General features: G+C 73.4%; 19 protein-coding genes, 1 tRNA gene and 2 pseudogenes. 13 read left to right on the top strand and 9 right to left on the bottom strand.

All coding sequences use genetic code 11. The features are described 5' to 3' along the window. Nucleotides 1-139: 139 nt before the first annotated feature. On the bottom strand, nt 140-313 hold the full coding sequence (locus tag GA0070606_RS32425; RefSeq protein ID WP_176737263.1) for a hypothetical protein: 174 nt from the start codon (nt 311-313) through the stop codon (nt 140-142). Further along, nucleotides 310-528 (bottom strand): flavin reductase, encoded by a 219-nt coding sequence (locus GA0070606_RS33865; RefSeq protein ID WP_091096195.1) that lies wholly within the window; start codon nt 526-528, stop codon nt 310-312. The genes GA0070606_RS32425 and GA0070606_RS33865 overlap by 4 nt, the downstream gene beginning before the upstream one ends. Nucleotides 529-970: 442 nt before the next feature. On the opposite strand from GA0070606_RS33865, the gene GA0070606_RS07275 reads away from it, so the two are divergent. The 4 genes and pseudogenes from GA0070606_RS07275 to GA0070606_RS33175 all read left to right on the top strand — a co-directional run. Continuing rightward, nucleotides 971-1,186, top strand: coding sequence for a winged helix-turn-helix domain-containing protein (locus tag GA0070606_RS07275; protein WP_230688735.1), 216 nt, complete (start codon nt 971-973; stop codon nt 1,184-1,186). A gap of 214 nt (nt 1,187-1,400) precedes the next feature. Continuing rightward, nucleotides 1,401-1,842 (top strand): annotated as a pseudogene (locus GA0070606_RS33170) (replication initiator); the annotation flags it as partial. Continuing rightward, entirely contained in the window at nt 1,839-2,036 is a 198-nt protein-coding gene (locus GA0070606_RS07285; protein ID WP_091096198.1) for an excisionase family DNA-binding protein, read from the top strand. The pseudogene GA0070606_RS33170 and the gene GA0070606_RS07285, both read left to right, overlap by 4 nt. Nucleotides 2,037-2,057: 21 nt before the next feature. After that, a pseudogene (locus GA0070606_RS33175) lies at nt 2,058-2,335 on the top strand (tyrosine-type recombinase/integrase); the annotation flags it as partial. A 77-nt stretch (nt 2,336-2,412) separates the two neighbouring features. Here GA0070606_RS33175 and GA0070606_RS07295 read toward each other — a convergent pair. Both GA0070606_RS07295 and GA0070606_RS07300 read right to left on the bottom strand, forming a co-directional pair. Beyond that, nucleotides 2,413-2,484: transfer RNA gene (locus tag GA0070606_RS07295), tRNA-Val, on the bottom strand. 82 nt (nt 2,485-2,566) lie between these two features. Beyond that, a complete protein-coding gene (locus GA0070606_RS07300) occupies nt 2,567-3,112 on the bottom strand; it encodes a TIGR02611 family protein (protein WP_091107413.1) in 546 nt (181 codons plus the stop codon). Nucleotides 3,113-3,416: 304 nt separating this feature from the next. Between GA0070606_RS07300 and GA0070606_RS07305 the strand changes: the two genes are divergently transcribed. Beyond that, on the top strand, nt 3,417-3,848 hold the full coding sequence (locus GA0070606_RS07305) for an SsgA family sporulation/cell division regulator (RefSeq protein WP_007457244.1): 432 nt from the start codon (nt 3,417-3,419) through the stop codon (nt 3,846-3,848). Nucleotides 3,849-3,951: 103 nt separating this feature from the next. Here the strand turns inward: GA0070606_RS07305 and GA0070606_RS07310 are convergent, their stop codons facing one another. Next, the gene (locus tag GA0070606_RS07310) at nt 3,952-4,728 is read right to left on the bottom strand and encodes an SDR family oxidoreductase (RefSeq protein ID WP_091107415.1); all 777 of its coding nucleotides are present in this window, start codon (nt 4,726-4,728) and stop codon (nt 3,952-3,954) included. Between the two features lie 204 nt (nt 4,729-4,932). On the opposite strand from GA0070606_RS07310, the gene GA0070606_RS07315 reads away from it, so the two are divergent. The 6 genes from GA0070606_RS07315 (at nt 4,933) to GA0070606_RS07340 (ending at nt 9,726) form a co-directional block, all read left to right on the top strand. Further along, complete coding sequence (locus GA0070606_RS07315; protein WP_091096200.1) at nt 4,933-5,835, top strand: helix-turn-helix transcriptional regulator; 903 nt, start codon at nt 4,933-4,935, stop codon at nt 5,833-5,835. Between the two features lie 7 nt (nt 5,836-5,842). After that, nucleotides 5,843-6,298 carry an RrF2 family transcriptional regulator gene (locus GA0070606_RS07320; protein WP_091096202.1) on the top strand — a complete coding sequence of 152 codons (456 nt, stop codon included), beginning with the start codon at nt 5,843-5,845 and terminating at the stop codon, nt 6,296-6,298. Then, on the top strand, nt 6,298-6,804 hold the full coding sequence (locus GA0070606_RS07325; RefSeq protein WP_091096204.1) for a GNAT family N-acetyltransferase: 507 nt from the start codon (nt 6,298-6,300) through the stop codon (nt 6,802-6,804). The genes GA0070606_RS07320 and GA0070606_RS07325 overlap by 1 nt, the downstream gene beginning before the upstream one ends. A 502-nt stretch (nt 6,805-7,306) precedes the next feature. Further along, nucleotides 7,307-8,269, top strand: a complete 963-nt coding sequence (locus GA0070606_RS07330; protein WP_141721614.1) for a lactonase family protein — start codon at nt 7,307-7,309, stop codon at nt 8,267-8,269. A 128-nt stretch (nt 8,270-8,397) separates the two neighbouring features. Continuing rightward, nucleotides 8,398-9,189, top strand: coding sequence for a hypothetical protein (locus tag GA0070606_RS07335; RefSeq protein ID WP_091096208.1), 792 nt, complete (start codon nt 8,398-8,400; stop codon nt 9,187-9,189). Nucleotides 9,190-9,546: 357 nt separating this feature from the next. Then, entirely contained in the window at nt 9,547-9,726 is a 180-nt protein-coding gene (locus GA0070606_RS07340) for a DUF4236 domain-containing protein (RefSeq protein WP_007075522.1), read from the top strand. Nucleotides 9,727-9,841: 115 nt separating this feature from the next. Here GA0070606_RS07340 and GA0070606_RS07345 read toward each other — a convergent pair whose 3' ends face one another. Together GA0070606_RS07345 and GA0070606_RS07350 are read right to left on the bottom strand one after the other, a co-directional pair. Next, nucleotides 9,842-10,741 (bottom strand): hypothetical protein, encoded by a 900-nt coding sequence (locus GA0070606_RS07345; RefSeq protein ID WP_091096210.1) that lies wholly within the window; start codon nt 10,739-10,741, stop codon nt 9,842-9,844. Nucleotides 10,742-11,121: 380 nt separating this feature from the next. Then, nucleotides 11,122-11,658, bottom strand: a complete 537-nt coding sequence (locus GA0070606_RS07350) for a VOC family protein (RefSeq protein WP_091096212.1) — start codon at nt 11,656-11,658, stop codon at nt 11,122-11,124. A gap of 50 nt (nt 11,659-11,708) precedes the next feature. Here GA0070606_RS07350 and GA0070606_RS07355 point away from each other — a divergent pair, with 50 nt between their 5' ends. Beyond that, on the top strand, nt 11,709-12,170 hold the full coding sequence (locus GA0070606_RS07355) for a MarR family winged helix-turn-helix transcriptional regulator (protein ID WP_091107417.1): 462 nt from the start codon (nt 11,709-11,711) through the stop codon (nt 12,168-12,170). A gap of 57 nt (nt 12,171-12,227) precedes the next feature. Beyond that, nucleotides 12,228-13,889, top strand: a complete 1,662-nt coding sequence (locus GA0070606_RS07360; protein ID WP_091096214.1) for a tetratricopeptide repeat protein — start codon at nt 12,228-12,230, stop codon at nt 13,887-13,889. A gap of 208 nt (nt 13,890-14,097) precedes the next feature. Here GA0070606_RS07360 and GA0070606_RS07365 read toward each other — a convergent pair whose 3' ends face one another. Then, entirely contained in the window at nt 14,098-14,799 is a 702-nt protein-coding gene (locus GA0070606_RS07365) for a response regulator (protein WP_091096216.1), read from the bottom strand. A gap of 22 nt (nt 14,800-14,821) precedes the next feature. Then, the gene (locus tag GA0070606_RS07370; RefSeq protein WP_091096218.1) at nt 14,822-16,075 is read right to left on the bottom strand and encodes a sensor histidine kinase; all 1,254 of its coding nucleotides are present in this window, start codon (nt 16,073-16,075) and stop codon (nt 14,822-14,824) included. Nucleotides 16,076-16,241: the final 166 nt, after the last annotated feature.

Genomic DNA, 16,241 nt, shown 5'->3' on the forward strand with positions numbered 1-16,241 from the left:
CAGGGGTGGTCTGCTTCGGTGTGAACTCTCGGCGAGCGGGTCGGATCGGGTCCGATACAAGGTCAAACGGCGCGCTGAGGCGCTTCTCGGCCTCGTTCGGATGGCACCGTTGCTGTACTTCGCTGCTGTACTGCTGGCATCAGACGAGGCGCTGGATGCGAACCTTGGGTTGCTCGTTCCTGAGGTGGCCCTGCTTGTGTTGGCGGACCTGCTCGTCCCAGACCTCCTGATCGTAGTCCGGGTCGGGCGGGATCCACCTGTGGGAGCCGTCGCTGTAGTGGAACTTCTCGTCGCCGCGACGAAGGATGCTCATCGGGTCCAGCCGAGGAATCGGTAGTGCAGGTGACCGGCGGGGACGTGGGCCAGGTCCTGCGCGGCAACGACGAGCTGGGCGGCCAGGTAGAGGGCGAGTGACACCGGAGCGCGGTCGTACTCGGCCCGTAACTCCCGCCGCCGGGTCTGGCAGGGCCACTCCCCCGCACAGCCGCCGCAGGTCCAAACGGGCTTGATCGGGTGGTGGGTGGTCATCGCGGGCCGTCCTGGCCGGGCCAGTGGCCGCGGTTGATAGGGATGCGGTGGAGGCTGCGGCACGGCAGGATCGCGCCGCAGCGGCAGATGTGGCGCCAGTGCCGCCAGGACCACACGGGCCGATGGCGACGGGCGAGGGTGAGCGCTGCCGCCAGGACGTACTCGTCGTAGGAAACGCGCTTCATCGGCTCGCCCCAACGGCCGGGGCCACGAAACCGCCGAGCTGGGGAGTTGGAAGGGAGCACTGCCGCCTCCTGGTGCCGCAGGTGTCGGGAGGCGTGGATGCCCGATCGCGGGGGTGCGCCGGACATCCACGCCGGCGAGGACGACCCACAGCGCCAACCGGGGGAATCGGCCTCCTCGGCAACCTCCCATAGCTACCGTTGGGTAGTCAAGGGCTGACGTAGGTGGTCTACTCGTGTTGCCAACCGAGGGGAACACCGTGCCACCGCGTTACCGTTACGAGCAGATCGCCGACGACCTCGCCGAACGCATCGCGTCCGGTGAGTTCCCGCCAGGCTCCAAGCTGCCCAGCCGACGAGAGCTGATCGAGCACTACGGCGTCACCGAGCCCGTGATCGACCGAGCGATGCAGGTGCTAAGGATCAAGGGGATGACCGAGACCCTGCCAGGCGTGGGCGTCTTCGTCGCCGAGTAGCCCTCGGTACAGTTAGCCGCGCGGCCCGGATGCCTCGCTTGTAGGTTCTGGGCGCTCCGTCCGGCGGAATCCGTCCGCGTCCGCGTCCGCGACCTCGGACGGCCGTCTGCGTCCGGCCGGCAGCGGCTGCCCTCCTCTCGGCAGGTTGCTGTCACGGCTGCTGTCGGCGGCCTCCGCGCGAAAGCGATCAAATCCGGCGTCGAGGTTCGACGCCTACGCCGACCCGGAAGGCGACCACCTCGCCCGCCTCATCGACGCCTGCTGGCGACTCGGCCGCCCCACCCACATCACGACAGCCACCGGCGCCGCACCAGCGGCGAGCGTCAAGGCCACGTTGACATCACACCGAGCCCCCTACGCGGGGCTGCGCCGCTGGGCGCACATGCTCGGCTTCGGCGGCCACTTCCTCGCCCAAGGCCCGCCGCTACTCGGTCACCTTCGGCCTGCTCCGCGACACCCGCGCCACCTACCGCCGCGCGGAGGACGACACCGCCGACACCATCACCGTCGGTGTCCTCTCCTACTCCGGGTCCGGCTGGCTGACCGACGGCGACGCGCTCCTGGCTAACACCGCCGCCGCCAAACTCCGTGAGCGCAGACGCGTGGGCCGCGAAGAACTCGCCCACCAGGAGTGGCTGATCGGGGCCGCCGCATGAGCCATGACCTCCGCCCCCGCTGGTACTCCCCCGCCGAGGTCGCCGTCCTGCTCGGCTTCGGCATCTCCAAGGTCAAGATGAAGATGGCCACCGGCGAACTGCGCTCCATCAAGGACGGCAAGTACCGCCGCATCCTCTCCGAATGGGTCGACGACTACATCCGCGAACAGGTCGAACGCCAGGAGGCCGCCTGATGCCCGCCCGTGCACGCGCCACTCGTATTCACCACCCGCTATGGCATACCGATCGAGCCACGCAACTTCCAACGGAGTTGGCAGACCGGTGCGGCAAGGCGGGCACACGGCCGATCACCGTCCACGACGCCCGGCGTACCTGTGCCTCGCTGCTCGCAGACCTCGACGTCCACCCGAGAGTTGCCATGCAGGTGCTGAGGCACGCCCGCTTCGCCGTGACGATGGAGATCTACTCCCAGGTATCGACCAAAGCGACCAGAGACGCACTCAAGTGCCTCGGTGACTCACTCGACCGCTGACGGAACTGCTGTACTTAACTGCTGTACGACAGCAGAAAGGCCACCTCCCGTTTCCGGGAAGTGGCCTTTGACCTGCGTGGGCGATACTGGGATCGAACCAGTGACCTCTTCGGTGTGAACGAAGCGCTCTCCCGCTGAGCTAATCGCCCTCAGCGCCGATGACTCTACCTGATCGAGGGACCGGACCGGAAATCCGGGGTCCGCGCGTCGGACCCCGGGCCGGGCGAGGGGTCAGTGCGTCGCCAGGTAGTGCAGCGCCTCGGCGACCACGTCGATGCCGAAGCTGTACTTGAGCGACAGCCAGACCACCGCGCCGACGAAGACCATGCCGACGGCGCCGAGCGCGAATCGTACGGCCAGTGATCGGCGCTTCACCCACTGCGTCCAGTTGTGCACGTGGCGGCGGGTGAAGCCGAGCAGCCGGCGGGCCCAGTGGAACTCGACGGCCCAGATGCCGAGGCCGGCGATCACCAGCAGCCAGCCCGGCCCGGGCAGCGGGATGAGGGCGATGCCGATGGTCACCACGAGGGCGCCCGCGATAGCGATGAAGATCTTGAGGGTGACCCGGCCGGTGGGGTTGGCCCGGATCAGGTCGAGGGTGGTGGCGAGCCGCTGCCGCCAGCGTGGCCGGGGGCGTCGCTCGGCCAGCGCCGTGCCGCCGACGCCCTTCCGGTCGGACGCCGGCCGACCGGGCCGCCCGTGCTGCTCCATCGGCACTCCGTACCCCCGCCTTTCGGCTGCCCCGACCACGACTTTCGGCGGGCCCGGCGCGGCCATCGGATCCACTGAGGATCGTTTCGCCACCATTTCCTCCCCCAGTGTGGCTCGCGCCCGTCACTGCAACGGTCGACTGGACGTTACCGGAGTAAGTCGACGACTGAACCACCCGATGCCGGGCGGGATCGCGCACTGGGCAGAACCGGAAAACCCTACATGAATCCTCACATTCACGCGGACTTTCCGACCCCCTTCCCACCACTGGGTGAAGTCAGCGTATGGCGGAGCGTAGCCAGGAGTAGCACCTGAGTATGGGAAAAGCGGGACACGCGCGTTCCGCAGCGGTGCCGGGGGGAGATCGTCCATGAGTGTAATCCGACCGACGACCGTCGAGGTCGAGACGTCGCTGAGGCTCGTCGCGCCTGACGCCACCGCCTTGCCGGTGCGTGCCAGCCTGCGTTACGACCCTGCTGATCCGTATGCGGTCCATGTCCTGTTCCACGCCGAATCTGCCGGCGGCGAGGCGGTCAGCTGGTCCTTCGCCCGCGAGCTGCTGGTCACCGGCCTCGACGAGCCGGCCGGCATCGGCGACGTGCGGGTCTGGCCCTGGGCCACCCCGCGCGGGGACTTCGTCGCGCTGGCGCTGTCGTCGCCCGACGGCAACGCCCTGTTCGAGGTGCCGCGCAGCGTCCTGGTGCGCTTCCTGCGGCGGACCTACGTCGTCGTCCCGCGCGGCCGCGAGGCCGAGCACCTGGATGTCGACACCGCGGTGAACCGGCTGCTCGCCGGCCGCTGAACCACCGGCCTCACCGGCCGTCCGGGGCCGCGCGGATCTGCCGAGTCCGCGCGGCTCCGTCCCACCCGGGGGTACGCGGGCAGCCTTCCGCCCTCCGCCGGGCTCAGCCGTGGGTGGTGATGCCGCCGTCGACCGGGATCACCGCGCCGGTGAGGTATGCCCCGGCGCGCGACGACAGGTAGATCGCGGTGCCGGCCATGTCCTCCGGGCGGCCGATCCGGCCCAGCGGCACCTGCCCCTCGATGGCGGCCCGGGACGCGGGGTCGTCCAGCGCGAACGCCATCATCTTGCTCTCGAACGGGCCGGGCGCGATCGCGTTGACGGTGATCCGCTCGCCGGCGAGCTGGTGGGCCAGGCTGCGGGTGAGCATGTGCACGGCGGCCTTGGTCGCCGAGTACGCGTACACCTCCATCATCGGCACGCGGATGCCGTCGATCGAGCCGATGTTGATCACGCGGGCGGGGTCGTCGGCGCTGGCGGCGGCGCGCAGCGCCGGCAGCAGCGCGGTGGTGAGCCGGAAGACGGCCTTGACGTTGACCGCCCAGAGCTTGTCGAACGCGCTCTCCGGGTACGACTCCAGCGGCGCGCCCCACGTGGCGCCCGCGTTGTTGACCAGCACGTCGAGCCGGTCGACGCGCTCCCGGACGGCGGCGGCGAGGCCCTCGGCGCCCGCGTCGTGGCCGAGGTCGGCGGGGACAGCCTCACAGCTTCCCTCGGTGGAGAGTTCCTTGGCGACGGCCTCGCACACGTCGGCCTTGCGGGACGAGATGATCACGCGCGCGCCGGCCCGGACGAAGCCCCGGGCGATCATCAGGCCGATCCCCCGCGAGCCGCCGGTGACCAGGACCGTCTTGCCTTCGACCGAGAACAGATCCGTCATGCCCATCCCATCGCGAGTCCGCCGGGGGCCGCCGGGCGACGCGACCGACCCGCCGGCGCGGACCGGCTCCGGGCGGGCCGCGACCGGACGGCGCTACCGCCCGGTAACGTAGCCCGCCCGGGACCGCCTCGACAACCCCCGGCCAGCCCGGACGCACCCGGCTCGGGGTGCAATGATCGTGGCCCCGGGCTACCGTCGCAGGCGATGGTCTCTTCCGGTCAGCTCTCCCCCGCGTCGTCCGCCGCCCGCGCGACCGTCCCCGCCGAGATCGACACGCTCACCCTCGGTGACCTCGCGTCCGACCCGGGCTGGCGGCGCCCGGTGCTCCTCGATCGGGACCTGCTCGTGCTGACCACCGGCGGACACGGCACGGCCGAGCTGGATTTCCGCTCGCTGCCCTGCCGCCCGGGCACGCTGCTGCGGGTGCGCGCCGGTCAGGTGCTGCGCTGCGCCGGCCCGCACCTCGACGCGACGGTGGTGCGCTGGGAGGCCGACGCGCTGCGCGGGCTCGACGTCGACCCGGATGCCGCCCCCGCCTGGATCCAGCTCGCCGGCGAGGACGAGGACGCGGTCATCAACGAGGTGAGCCAACTGGCCGTGGACTGCCAGCGGCACCACTGCGTCCCGGCCGCGCGGGGCCTGCTCCGCCACCAGCTCGCCGTGCTGCTGCTCAGGTTGTCCCTGACGCCCGGCCACTCCCGCCCGGTGCCCCGGGCGGAGGCCGCGACCTTCCATCGGCTCTGCCGCGAGGTCGAGCGCGGCTACCAGCACACCCGCCGGGTCGAGGACTACGCGGCCCGGCTGGGCTGCTCGGTGCGGACGCTCACCCGGGCCTGCCTGGCGGTGACCGGGCGCAGCGCCAAGCAGGTCGTCGACGAGCGGGTGGCCCTCCAGGCGAGCCGGCTGCTGGCCGCCACCGACGAGCCGATCGCCCAGATCGGGCGGCGCCTCGGCTTCTCCGAGCCGACGAACTTCGGCCGGTTCTTCACCCGGGAGGTCGGGATGAGCCCGGGGGCGTTCCGCGCCGCCCGGGAGCGCCCGGCGCCCGGCCCGGTCGTCCGGCCCCGGCCGCCCACCGAGGCGCTGGGCGGCAGCCGCCGGGCATGATGGCGGGGTGCAGATCTCCGCGCGCGGCGACTACGCGGTACGGGCGGCGCTGAGCCTCGCCACCGCGTACCCCCGGCTGCTCTCCACCCAGGCCATCGCGGCGGAGCAGGACATGCCGCGCAAGTTCCTGGAGGCGGTGCTGGCCGACCTGCGGCGGGCCGGCATCGTCCGGGCGCAGCGCGGCGCCGAGGGCGGCTACACCCTCGCCCGGCCGCCCCGGGAGGTCACCGTCGGCGCGGTGCTGCGCGCGGTGGAGGGGCCGCTGGCCGGGGTACGCGGCCTGCGCCCCGAGGAGACCAGCTACGAGGGCGCGGCGGAGCACCTGCCGGGGCTCTGGGTCGCGGTGCGGGCGGCCGTGCGACGGGTGGTCGACGAGGTGAGCCTGGCGGAGATGACCAGTGGTCGGCTCCCCGCCCACGTGCGTAGGTTGACCGCTCTGCCCGACGCCTGGGAGCCGCGCTGATGCCCACCCCCACCCTGCGCACCGACCGCCTGCTGCTGGAGCCTTACCGGCCCGACGACGCCGAGGACTCCATCGCCCTGCTCACCGACCCGGAGGTGGGCCGGTTCATGGGCGACGGCCCGCTGAGCGCCGAGGAGGCCGGCGCGCTCTTCGAGCGGCTCTTCGCCAACGTGTACGCCAACGACCTCTTCGACGTCTGGGCGGTCCGCCGCGACGGCCGGTACGTCGGGCACGCCGAGATCAAGCGGACCGACCAGGTCGACGGCCACGAGATCGTCTACGCGCTGATCAAGCCGGCCTGGGGCGCCGGCCTCGGCACCGAACTGGCCCGGGCCCTCGTCCGGTACAGCTTCGACACCCTCGAACTGCCCAGGGTCTACGCGACGGTCGCCGACGCCAACCACGCCTCGCTGACGCTGCTCGGCCGGATCGGCTTCGTCCACGAGCGGGACACCACCGAGGACGACGGCGGCGTCACCCGCGTCCTCGCCGTCGACCGCCCCTGACCCCGCGTTCGGGATGCGTGCTGGCCGGGTGCGCCGAACAGTGAGTGCGATCGATGGGTTGGCCGCGGTCGACAGGCGGGGACGGATCGAGCGCGGTGGTACCCGTCCGGCCTGACCGATGTCGAGTGGGAGAGCGTGGGTCGGTCAGCCCCTCCAGTCCCTCGTTCTGGCACCGGGCCAGCCAGCGGTGCACGGCTTACCGGGAGACCCCGGGTCGTTCGGACTGTCGACACCATCGAGCAGCGGGCTGTCAGCAATCCGTCATCCGGACGAATCACCGCCGGAGGATAGAATGCCTGAGCTCGACGAGTGGCCATAGTGGATCACTGGAGGCGCACTGGTGCTGTGGCGATCGGCGGCGATGTGCGACCCGCGCCAACCGCTCCGGCTGTCCGAGCAGGCCGGCGCTCCGGCGGGTCGGCGTCATCCCCCGCGCGCGGCACCGTCGGCTTGCCGGGCGCCGGCGAGAGCCTGGCCAACGCGGGCCATGATCGCCGGACTGGTGAGTCTGCTGCTTGCCGGTTGCACCTCCGAACCGGAGCCGACCCGACTGGACGGCACCGATCAGATCGTCGAGCCGACGGTCAGCAGCGCGGCGCCGCCCGGTCCTGAGTTCGACCTGGCCCGTCGGAGTCTCGCCGGCGCCCGGCTCACCCGGGACGGTAAGTATCAGGCCCGGCTGGCCGGCGACTGGGTGGTCGTCTCCACCGCCGACGGTGCCGAGTTCGACCGGTTCGGCACCGGCGCCGAAGGCGCCCGGATCAGCATGGACTTCTCTCCCGACGGGCGATACCTCGCGGTCGGACTACCGGACTCGGTGGTCCTCTACGACTTCTCCACGAAGGACCCCACGGCGCTGCCCCTGCCCGAGGTGGTGAAGCGGCCGAACGGCGGCCCCCTGCCGCGCACCGGCAAGTTACGCTTCTCGGCCGACAGCGGCCATCTGGTGGTCGAACTGTTCGATGAACGGGACAACAGTCGCTACTGGCTCCACGATCTGCACAGTCGCCGTCAGATCGTCTCGCCGCTTCCGTCGGGCATCGAGGTCCCGAGTGATCCGGGTGTCATCCTGTACGTGTCAGGGCTGGCCGTGGTCGACGGCGGGAAGCGGGTGGTGGTCGCCGGTCAGGAAGGCTTCCTGGTCTGGGTGCCGGACGAGCAGACATTCCAGTGGCGGCCCTGCGCCTGCGGTAGCACCCTGACCAGCACCGTGGACCGGCAGGCTCGGCACGTGGCATTCCTGACCCTGAACGGCGAAGTGGTGCTCTGGGATCCGGGCCCTCCCCAGGAGGTTGGAGACTGGAAGGTGCCGGCCGTGGCCCCTGGAGCCAAACCGGCCGTGAACCCCACCGAGCTGGAGTTCACCGAAGACGGCGGCTGGCTGCTGGCCGGCCCGGAGCACGGCCACGTGTGGTCGGTCCCGGACGGCAGGCTGGCGGGTTCGTGGCAGGGGTCCGGGTCGTGAGCGGCGGCAAACCGAAACGGCGGCGCGACACCGGCGGTCCGGACCGGAAGAAGGCGGTCCGGGGCGGGCGCCCGGCAGCGGAGCGGGACAAACCGGGCGACGATCAGCCTGCACCGCGGCTGCGCCGAGTGCTGGGATCGTTGCATCGGGCCTGGTGGTTCGTGCTGGGCACTGCGGTGGCCGCCCTCCTCGGCGCCGTCACGAGCATCTATGTGCCCAGGTGGATTGACCGACTGGACCCGCAGGTCGTCGCGGTACACGTCGTGGCGAATCCGGCCACCGTGGACACGTGGGGCACCGCTGAGTTCGCCATGGTGCTGCCGAAGGACGCCCGGCCCTCCGACGATCCGCCGGTGGGCTGCGCGACGCTGATCGACTGGGCGCGCACCCTCGGTGCGGTCGATCACAAGGTGAGCCGGGTGCGCGTCGTCGTGCAGGGCGCCGGCGACCAGGGGGTGCTGATCGACAACCTGCGTGCCCGCGTGATCCGGCGCAGCCAAACTCCGGAACCGGCCGGCGTGCAACTGCGTTGCGGCGGCCAGCAGGGAGCCGCCGAACCACGGGACATCGAAATGGACCTGGACGCTCCCCAGCCGGCCGCCCGCTACCGCACCCTGGTCGAGGGGCGCAGGCCACTGTTCGGGTTCACCCTCGCCAAGGGCGAGACCGAGGTGTTCGACCTGACCGCGTTCACCACCGGCACGGTGGAGTGGACTCTCGAACTCGACCTGGTGGTCGCTGGGAAACGCAAGCGGGTCGAGGTGACCAACCGGGGTCGGAGCTTCGTCACGACCGCAGCACCCGGACCCCGGACCTACCAGGTACCCCCAGGCGGCGACCACTGGATCGAGTGTGCGCAGACGCCCCGCCGGGCCTGCCCGGAGGGCGGTCCGCCGGCACACTTCCGGTACGACGCCTGACGGCTCCGCAGCCTTCAGGAGGACGGTTCCTCCCCCGGCACCGCCGACGCGACCGGCACCGGCCCACCGAACCTCCTCGGCGGCACACATCTCGGCACCACCCCGCGTTCGACCGATCGCACCCACTGTCTGCGGCACGCCGGACCGACACGCATCCCGGACGCGCGCTGAGCCCCGGCCGGCACAGGCGGGCGGCGCGGCCACACGGGGGCGTCGATCTCCGCGCGACACCTGTCCGGCCAACAGCCGGGCGGCCGCTTTGTCCTTCCACGGCGACCGCGCCCGGTTTCACGAATCGGCGATCCGGGCATGTTCGGTTCCGTCAGGGCAGGGAAGGGAATCGAAGGGAGCCCCGCGATGGGTCTGATGTTCCGCAAGCGCAAGAAGTACGGCCCGATCATCCTGAACTTCACCGAGAACGGCTTCTCGTCGTGGAGCATCAAGATCGGTCGCTGGTCCTGGAACTCGCGCGCCAAGGCGCACCGGGTCGACCTGCCGGGACCGCTGTCCTGGAAGCAGGACAAGTCCCGGGCGTGACGTCCCGAGGTCGAGCGGGGTGCCGGTGGGTCCACCGGCACCCCGCTCGGCGTCTCGGGACCACCGCCGGCCGCTCCGCCGGCGGTGCGGAACCGCGCGGACGGAGGGCCGGCGGTCAGGGGGCCGGGCAGCGGGCCGGGCCAAAGATGACGACGTCGCCGCCGAGCCGGCCGTGCTCCGGGTCGCGGGTCACCTCACCAGCGGCGAGGAGCCCGGTCAGGGCCCGGACGGCGTCGGCGGACCGGTGGACCGTCGCGGTGAGGGCGTACCGGCGCAGCTCGGTGACCGTACGCGGGCCGGAGCGCGCCAGCTCGGCCAGCAGCTCCCGGCGCAGCGGGCCGGGCTCGGGCGCCAGCGCGATGTCGAGCAGCCGGCCCGCCGGGTCGGCCGGGTCGCGGTAACGGACCCCGGCGAACTCGTCGACCGCCCACAGCGCCTCCTTGAACGCCTCCAGGCTCTTGTCGGACCCGGTGGCGTAGGCGAGCAGCCGCGCGGGCGTGCCGTCGGCGGGCACCAGCTCCACCTCGGTCGACAGCGCGTAGCCGGCGTCGGCGAGGGCGTCCCGGGCGGACGTGCCGGCGGCGGTGACGAGCAGCGCCTCGGCGGGCCTGCCGGCCGAGGTGGCGGTCAGCACCGCCGGATCGGCGGCGGCACCGTCCACGTACGACAGCAGGGGCGCGCCGGCCGCGCCGGCCGCCTTGACCGCCACCGGCAGCCGGGCCGGGCCGCCGGGCACCAGGTGCACGGTGACCTCCGCCGGCAGGTTCGCCTCCACGGCGCCCAGCCTGGCCGGCAGGTCCTCGGCGCCGTCGGCGAGCACCAGCACGGTGAGCTGGCGTCCCCGCAGCCGGTCGGCGTACTCGGCGACCGCCCGCAGCGCGGCCTCGGCGGAGTCGGCGTCGCCGTCGGCGTACGCGAGGGCGACGGTGGCCCGGCGGGCGCGGTGCAGCGCCCCCGGCAGCCAGATCTCCAGGTGTCGGACGAGCAGCTCGCGCAGGACGGCGTCGGTCGGCATGGTGCCGTTCTACCGCACGCCGCCCCTGCGCGAACGCCGCTCCCCGCACCGGCCGGTCCCCGGGGTGCGGACGGACCGCCCGGGGCCCGGCCGCGCCGGCGCAGGACGCAGCGCCCGCCCAGGCCCGGCAGCGTCGCAGGCGCCTGCGCGGGATCCACGCAGGCCCGGCAGCGTCGCAGGCGCCTGCGCTCGATCGGCGCAGGCTCGGCCGCGTCGCAGGCGCCTGCGCTCGATCGGCGCAGAACCGGCCGCGTCGCAGGCGCCTGCGCTCGATCGGCGCAGAACCGGCCGCGTCGCAGGGGCCTGCGCTGGGTCGGCGCAGAACCGGCACGGAAGCCCGCGGCCGGGCCGGGTCGGGCCGCAGGCGGGCGCGGACCGGCTCAGGCCGGGACGGAGATGCCCACGCCGCCGCGGGTCTGGCCGCCGTAGCGGCGCCGCTCGGCGTCCAGGTCGAGCCGGCCGATCCGCTTGCGGGCGGCCAGCGCCGCGTCGTCGAGCCGGTCGGCGGGCACCAGCCAGACGATCTCGAACTCCAGGCCGTCCGGGTCCTGCCCGTAGAGGCTCTTGGTGGTGCCGTGGTCGGAGGTGCCGACCAGGGCGCCGGCGGCGACGAGCCGCTGGGCGGTGACGGCCAGCTCGTCGAGGGTGTCGACCTCCCAGGCCAGGTGGTAGAGGCCCACGGTGGCGCGGCCGGCGGTGGAGCGGCCGGCGGTGGAGCGGCCGGCCCGGGCGCCGATCTCGAAGAGGCCGAGGTCGTGGTCGTTGGTGGACCCGGGGGCCTGCAGGAAGGTGGCGCCCCGGAAGCCGTCCGGGGTCATCGCCACCGGGCGGAAGCCCAGCACGTCGCGGTAGAAGGCGACGCTGCGGGCGAGGTCACTGACGTAGAGCACGGCGTGGTTGAGGCGGTGGATTCCCATGCCGCCGACGCTAGCGCGATTTGGTTGAGCCTTCAACCAAACGACGTATGATGGTGGTCATGACCCGCTGGCTGGACCCGGACGAGCAGCGCACCTGGCGTGCGTTCCTGACCGCCTCCCGGGCGCTGATGGAGACGCTCGACCGCGAGCTGCAACGCGACGCCGGAATGCCGCACGCCTACTACGAGATCCTGGTCCGGCTCTCCGAGGCGCCGCAGCGGCGGCTGCGGATGAGCGACCTGGCCGAGGCGAGCGGCTCCTCGCGCAGCCGGCTCTCGCACGCCGTGGCCCGACTGGAGGCGGCCGGCTGGGTCCGCCGCGAGGACTGCCCGACCGACCGGCGCGGCCAGATCGCCGTCCTCACCGACGAGGGCTTCGCCACCCTCGCCGCCGCCGCGCCCGGCCACGTCGAAGGGGTGCGCCGGCACCTGTTCGACGCGCTGAGCCCGGCCCAGGTCGACCAGTTGCGCCGGATCAGCGAGGCGCTCGTCGACCACCTGACCGGATCCTGACCAATCCACCCCGGCCCGGGTCTTGTACTTACCGTCGTCGGATGAGCACGATGGGGCGTGCCTTCCGGCTTCGGGGAACTGACTGACCAGGCCCACCACCTGGTGTCCACCGGCGACCTCGCCGGCGCCCAGCGGCTGCTCGCCGACGCGCTGACCGACGCCGACCCGCGACCGGCCAACGCGACACCCGAGCTGGCCGAGGCCGCCGGCCTCCAGGCCCGCGTGCTGGTCGCCCTCGGCGAGCCGCACTCCGCCCGGGGCTGGGCCGCCTTCGCGTACGCGGCCGCGAACCGGCTGCACGGCCGCTCCGACCAGCGCACCGTGGCCGCCGCGGCCACCCTGGCTGCGGTGCTGCACCGGGTCGGGAGCTGGTCCCGCGCCGCGCGGCTCTACCAGGAGGTCATCATCGAGCTGACCGCCCTGGACGGCCCGGAGTCGCTGCGGGTGCTCGCCGCCCACGCCGACCTGGCCACGGTGGAATACGCGCGCGGCCAGTGCCAGGTGGCCCGCGACCGGCTCCAGGACGCCTGGGAGCTGCACCGCGAGGTCTACGGTGACGGGCACCCCAGCGGCATCAAGATGCTGGCGCGGCTCGGGGGGATGCAGCGCGACTGCGGGCAGTTCGCCGAGGCGCACGACAACCTGGCGCTGGCCAGGGAGCTCTGCCGCCAGCACCTCCCGGCGGACGACCCGCTGGCGGCGCAGGTGGCGACGCTGGCGCGGGCGGCGGCCAACCCGGACCACGTCTGCGCCGACACCGCCCCCGTCGGGCGGGACGGGCCGATCGTGCCGTCCGCGCGCACGCCGCCCCCCGGTGACGCGCCGACGGCCTTCCACCCCTCGCAGCCGGGCTACCGTCCGGCCGGAGCGGATCCGTACGAGCCGGACCCGTACGAGGCCGCCGCCGACCAGCCGCACCCGGTGCCGACGCCCCGCCAGCCGGCGGAGGACCCGGCGCGGGGCTGGTGGCCCCCCGAGCCGGCCGCCGGGGAACGGCCCGCCGACAGCGCCGTGCCGCCGTCGGTCGTGCCCCTGGCCGGCGCCGACGAGGCCGACGGGGTGTACCGGGTCCACCGGCACGGGCCGCCGGAGGAGCCCCACGGCCCGGCCGAGGAGCCCCACAGGCCGCCGGAGGAACCCTACGGCCCGCCGGAGGAACCCCACGGGCCGGATCACCGGCACGGGGCGCCCGAGGAGTCGTACCGGCCCTCGCGACTGCTGCCGGTGCCGGTGCACCGCGCGCCGACCCGGCGCGACAACCGGCTGCTGCCCCTGGTCGTCGGCGGCGTCGCGGTGGTGCTGCTCGGCACGGCGGCGGTGATCGCCGGGGTGGCCGGGATGGACGGAGACGACGAGCCGCCGCCGACCGCGACCGGGGCGCCTGCGACCGGGGCCGGCACCGCTCCGCCGGCCACCACGGCCGCCCCGACGGCCGGCGTCGCCTCCCCCGGCACCCCGCCGGGCGGCGTGACGCTGCGCGACAACCGGGACAACGTGGCGCTGCGCTGGACCTACCCCGCCGGGGGCGAGGGCCCCGTCGTCATCTCCGGCGGCCGGGTCGGCCAGGCGCAGACCGCGTTCGCCAACCTGCCCGCCGGCACCACCGACTTCGTCGTCTACGGCCTGAACCGCAGCACCGACTACTGCTTCACCGTCGCCGTCGTGTGGTCCACCGACTCGATCGCCCGGGCGGAGCAGGTCTGCACCGACCGCCGCTGACCCGGCCCCCCGCACGCGACCGACGGGTGGCGGGCCGGCGGGCCGGGTCGGGAGGTGGCGGGTTCGCTGTGGCGGGCGCGCACCGTGGAGGCCGATGGTCCGCGGGGTGGTGGCCCGGAGGGCCTGGTGGGACGGACGGTTCCCGACGCCGGTCGCCCGGGGCGTGCCGTGGGCCGCCCGCCACGGTCACGTCACGGTGCGCCGCGCCTCACGCCGTGTTCGGGCTGACCAGCCCCGTCTGGTAGGCGATGACGACCAGTTGGGCGCGGTCGCGCGCCCCCAGTTTCGCCATCGCGTGGCTGACGTGGGTACGCGCGGTGGCCGGGCTGAGGAACAGCTCGGCGCCGATCTCGTTGTTGCTCATGCCCAGCCCCACCAGGGCCAGCACTTCCCGCTCGCGCTGGGTCAGCACCGCCAGCCGGTCCTCGGCGGCCCGGGTGGCCGTGCGTTGCGCGGTGAACTGGCCGATGAGGCGCCGGGTGATCCGCGGTGCGAGCAGCGCGTCTCCGGCGGCGACCACCCGGATGGCGTGCAGGAGTTCGGCCGGGCCGGCGTCCTTGAGCAGGAAGCCGCTGGCGCCGGCCTGCAGGGCCTCGAAGACGTAGGAGTCGGTGTCGTAGGTGGTGAGGATGAGGATCCGGACGCGCTCCAGCCCGCGCGTCCGGGTGATCCGGCTCGTGGCCTGGATCCCGTCGAGCTTCGGCATGCGGATGTCCATGAGGACGACGTCGGGCCGGGTTGCGCAGGCCCGCTCGACGGCCTCGGCGCCGTTGGCGGCCTCTCCCACGACCATGACGTCGTCCTCGACGTCGAGCAGGACCCTGAAACCGGACCGGACGAGGCCCTCGTCGTCGACGAGCAGCACCTTGATCGGAGCGTCGGTCGGCGACGACCCGGCCGGCGCGGTCACAGGCCCGCCCCCGCTGGCGCGGTCACAGGCCCGACCCGGTCGGGGCGAGGGGCAGCCGGGCCCTGACTTCGAACCCGCCGCCCGGGGTCGGCGCGGCGTCCAGTTCTCCCCCCAGCAGCTGGCAACGCTCGCGCATGCCGAGGATCCCCCGACCCGGCCCGGCCGGGTTGCCGGTCGGCTGCCCACCGCCGTTCGGATACCGGTCCGGTTGCCGCGGCCCACCGAGGTCGCCGCCCGGGACGGTACGCCGGCCCTCGTCGGTCACGCGGATCTCCAGGGCGTCGGTCCCCGGGTTCAACGCCACCGTCACCCGGGTCGGGCCCACGTGGCGGATCACGTTGGTGATCGACTCCTGGAGGATCCGGTAGGCGGCGCTCCCCACCGCGCTCGGCACCGGCGCCGGGGACGAGGCCTGTTCGAGGCTGATGTCGAGCCCGGCGTCGCGTGCCTTGGCGGCGAGTTCGTCGACCTGCCCGAGCCCGGGGTACGGCACGCGCCCGTCGTCGTCGCGGAGCACCCCGAGGATGGCCCGCATCTCCCGCAGCGCCCGCGAGCTGGTCTGCTCGATGGTCCGCAGCGCCTCGCGCGCCACCTCCGGCCTCTTGTCGAGCACGTGTGCGGTGACGCCGGACTGGATGTTGATGATGGCTATGGCGTGGGCGACGGTGTCGTGCACCTCGCGCGCGATCCGGAGCCGTTCGGCGTCGACCCGCGCCCGCGCCTCCTCCTCGCGAGTGCGTTCGGCCAGCTCGGCGCGCGCCTGGGCCTCGGCCGCGATGACCCGCCGGGACCGGACGGACTCGCCGAGGGCCGCGCTCATGACCGACGCGCCGATCCGGAAGAACACCCAGCCGATGGCGGCGCGCGGCTCGACGTCGGCCGCGGCGACCAGCCACACGACGGCGAGCACCGTGGTCCCCACGCCGGCGATCACCAGTGACCGGCGCCCGTCGCCGTACGCGGTCAGCGTGTAGAGGGCGACGAACAGCCCGAGCCAGCCGGGCCCGTCCGGAAAGTCGAGGCTGAAGTAGACCAGGCTGGCGAGTGCGGTGGTGACGAACACCGGAACCGGCCACCGGCGGCGGACGGCCACGACCAGGCCGGTCAACGCCAGCAGCGCGTAGCCCAGGTTTCCGAGGTCGGCGAGCGGACGCGGTGCCCCGTCGACGGCGACGCGGGCGATGGTGCCCTGCACCTGCATCACGGTGATGAAGAGCGCGAGCGCCACGTCCTGCGCCACCCCCCGCAGGGGAAACGACACGGCACGCTGTTCCATGCCGTGATCCTAGGGTTCCTCGCCCGGGTCACCGCTACGCCCGGACGCGTGACCCGCTACTGCGACGGTTGCGGCCGGGCAGGGGGCGGGCTACGCCCGATTGCGTAGACGCTGCCGTCCGCTGTCCGAGGCCCCGGCGGTCGCCCCGGCGTGAGGATCGCCGTCA

It is taken from the genome of Micromonospora citrea, assembly GCF_900090315.1.
Classification (GTDB): domain Bacteria; phylum Actinomycetota; class Actinomycetes; order Mycobacteriales; family Micromonosporaceae; genus Micromonospora; species Micromonospora citrea.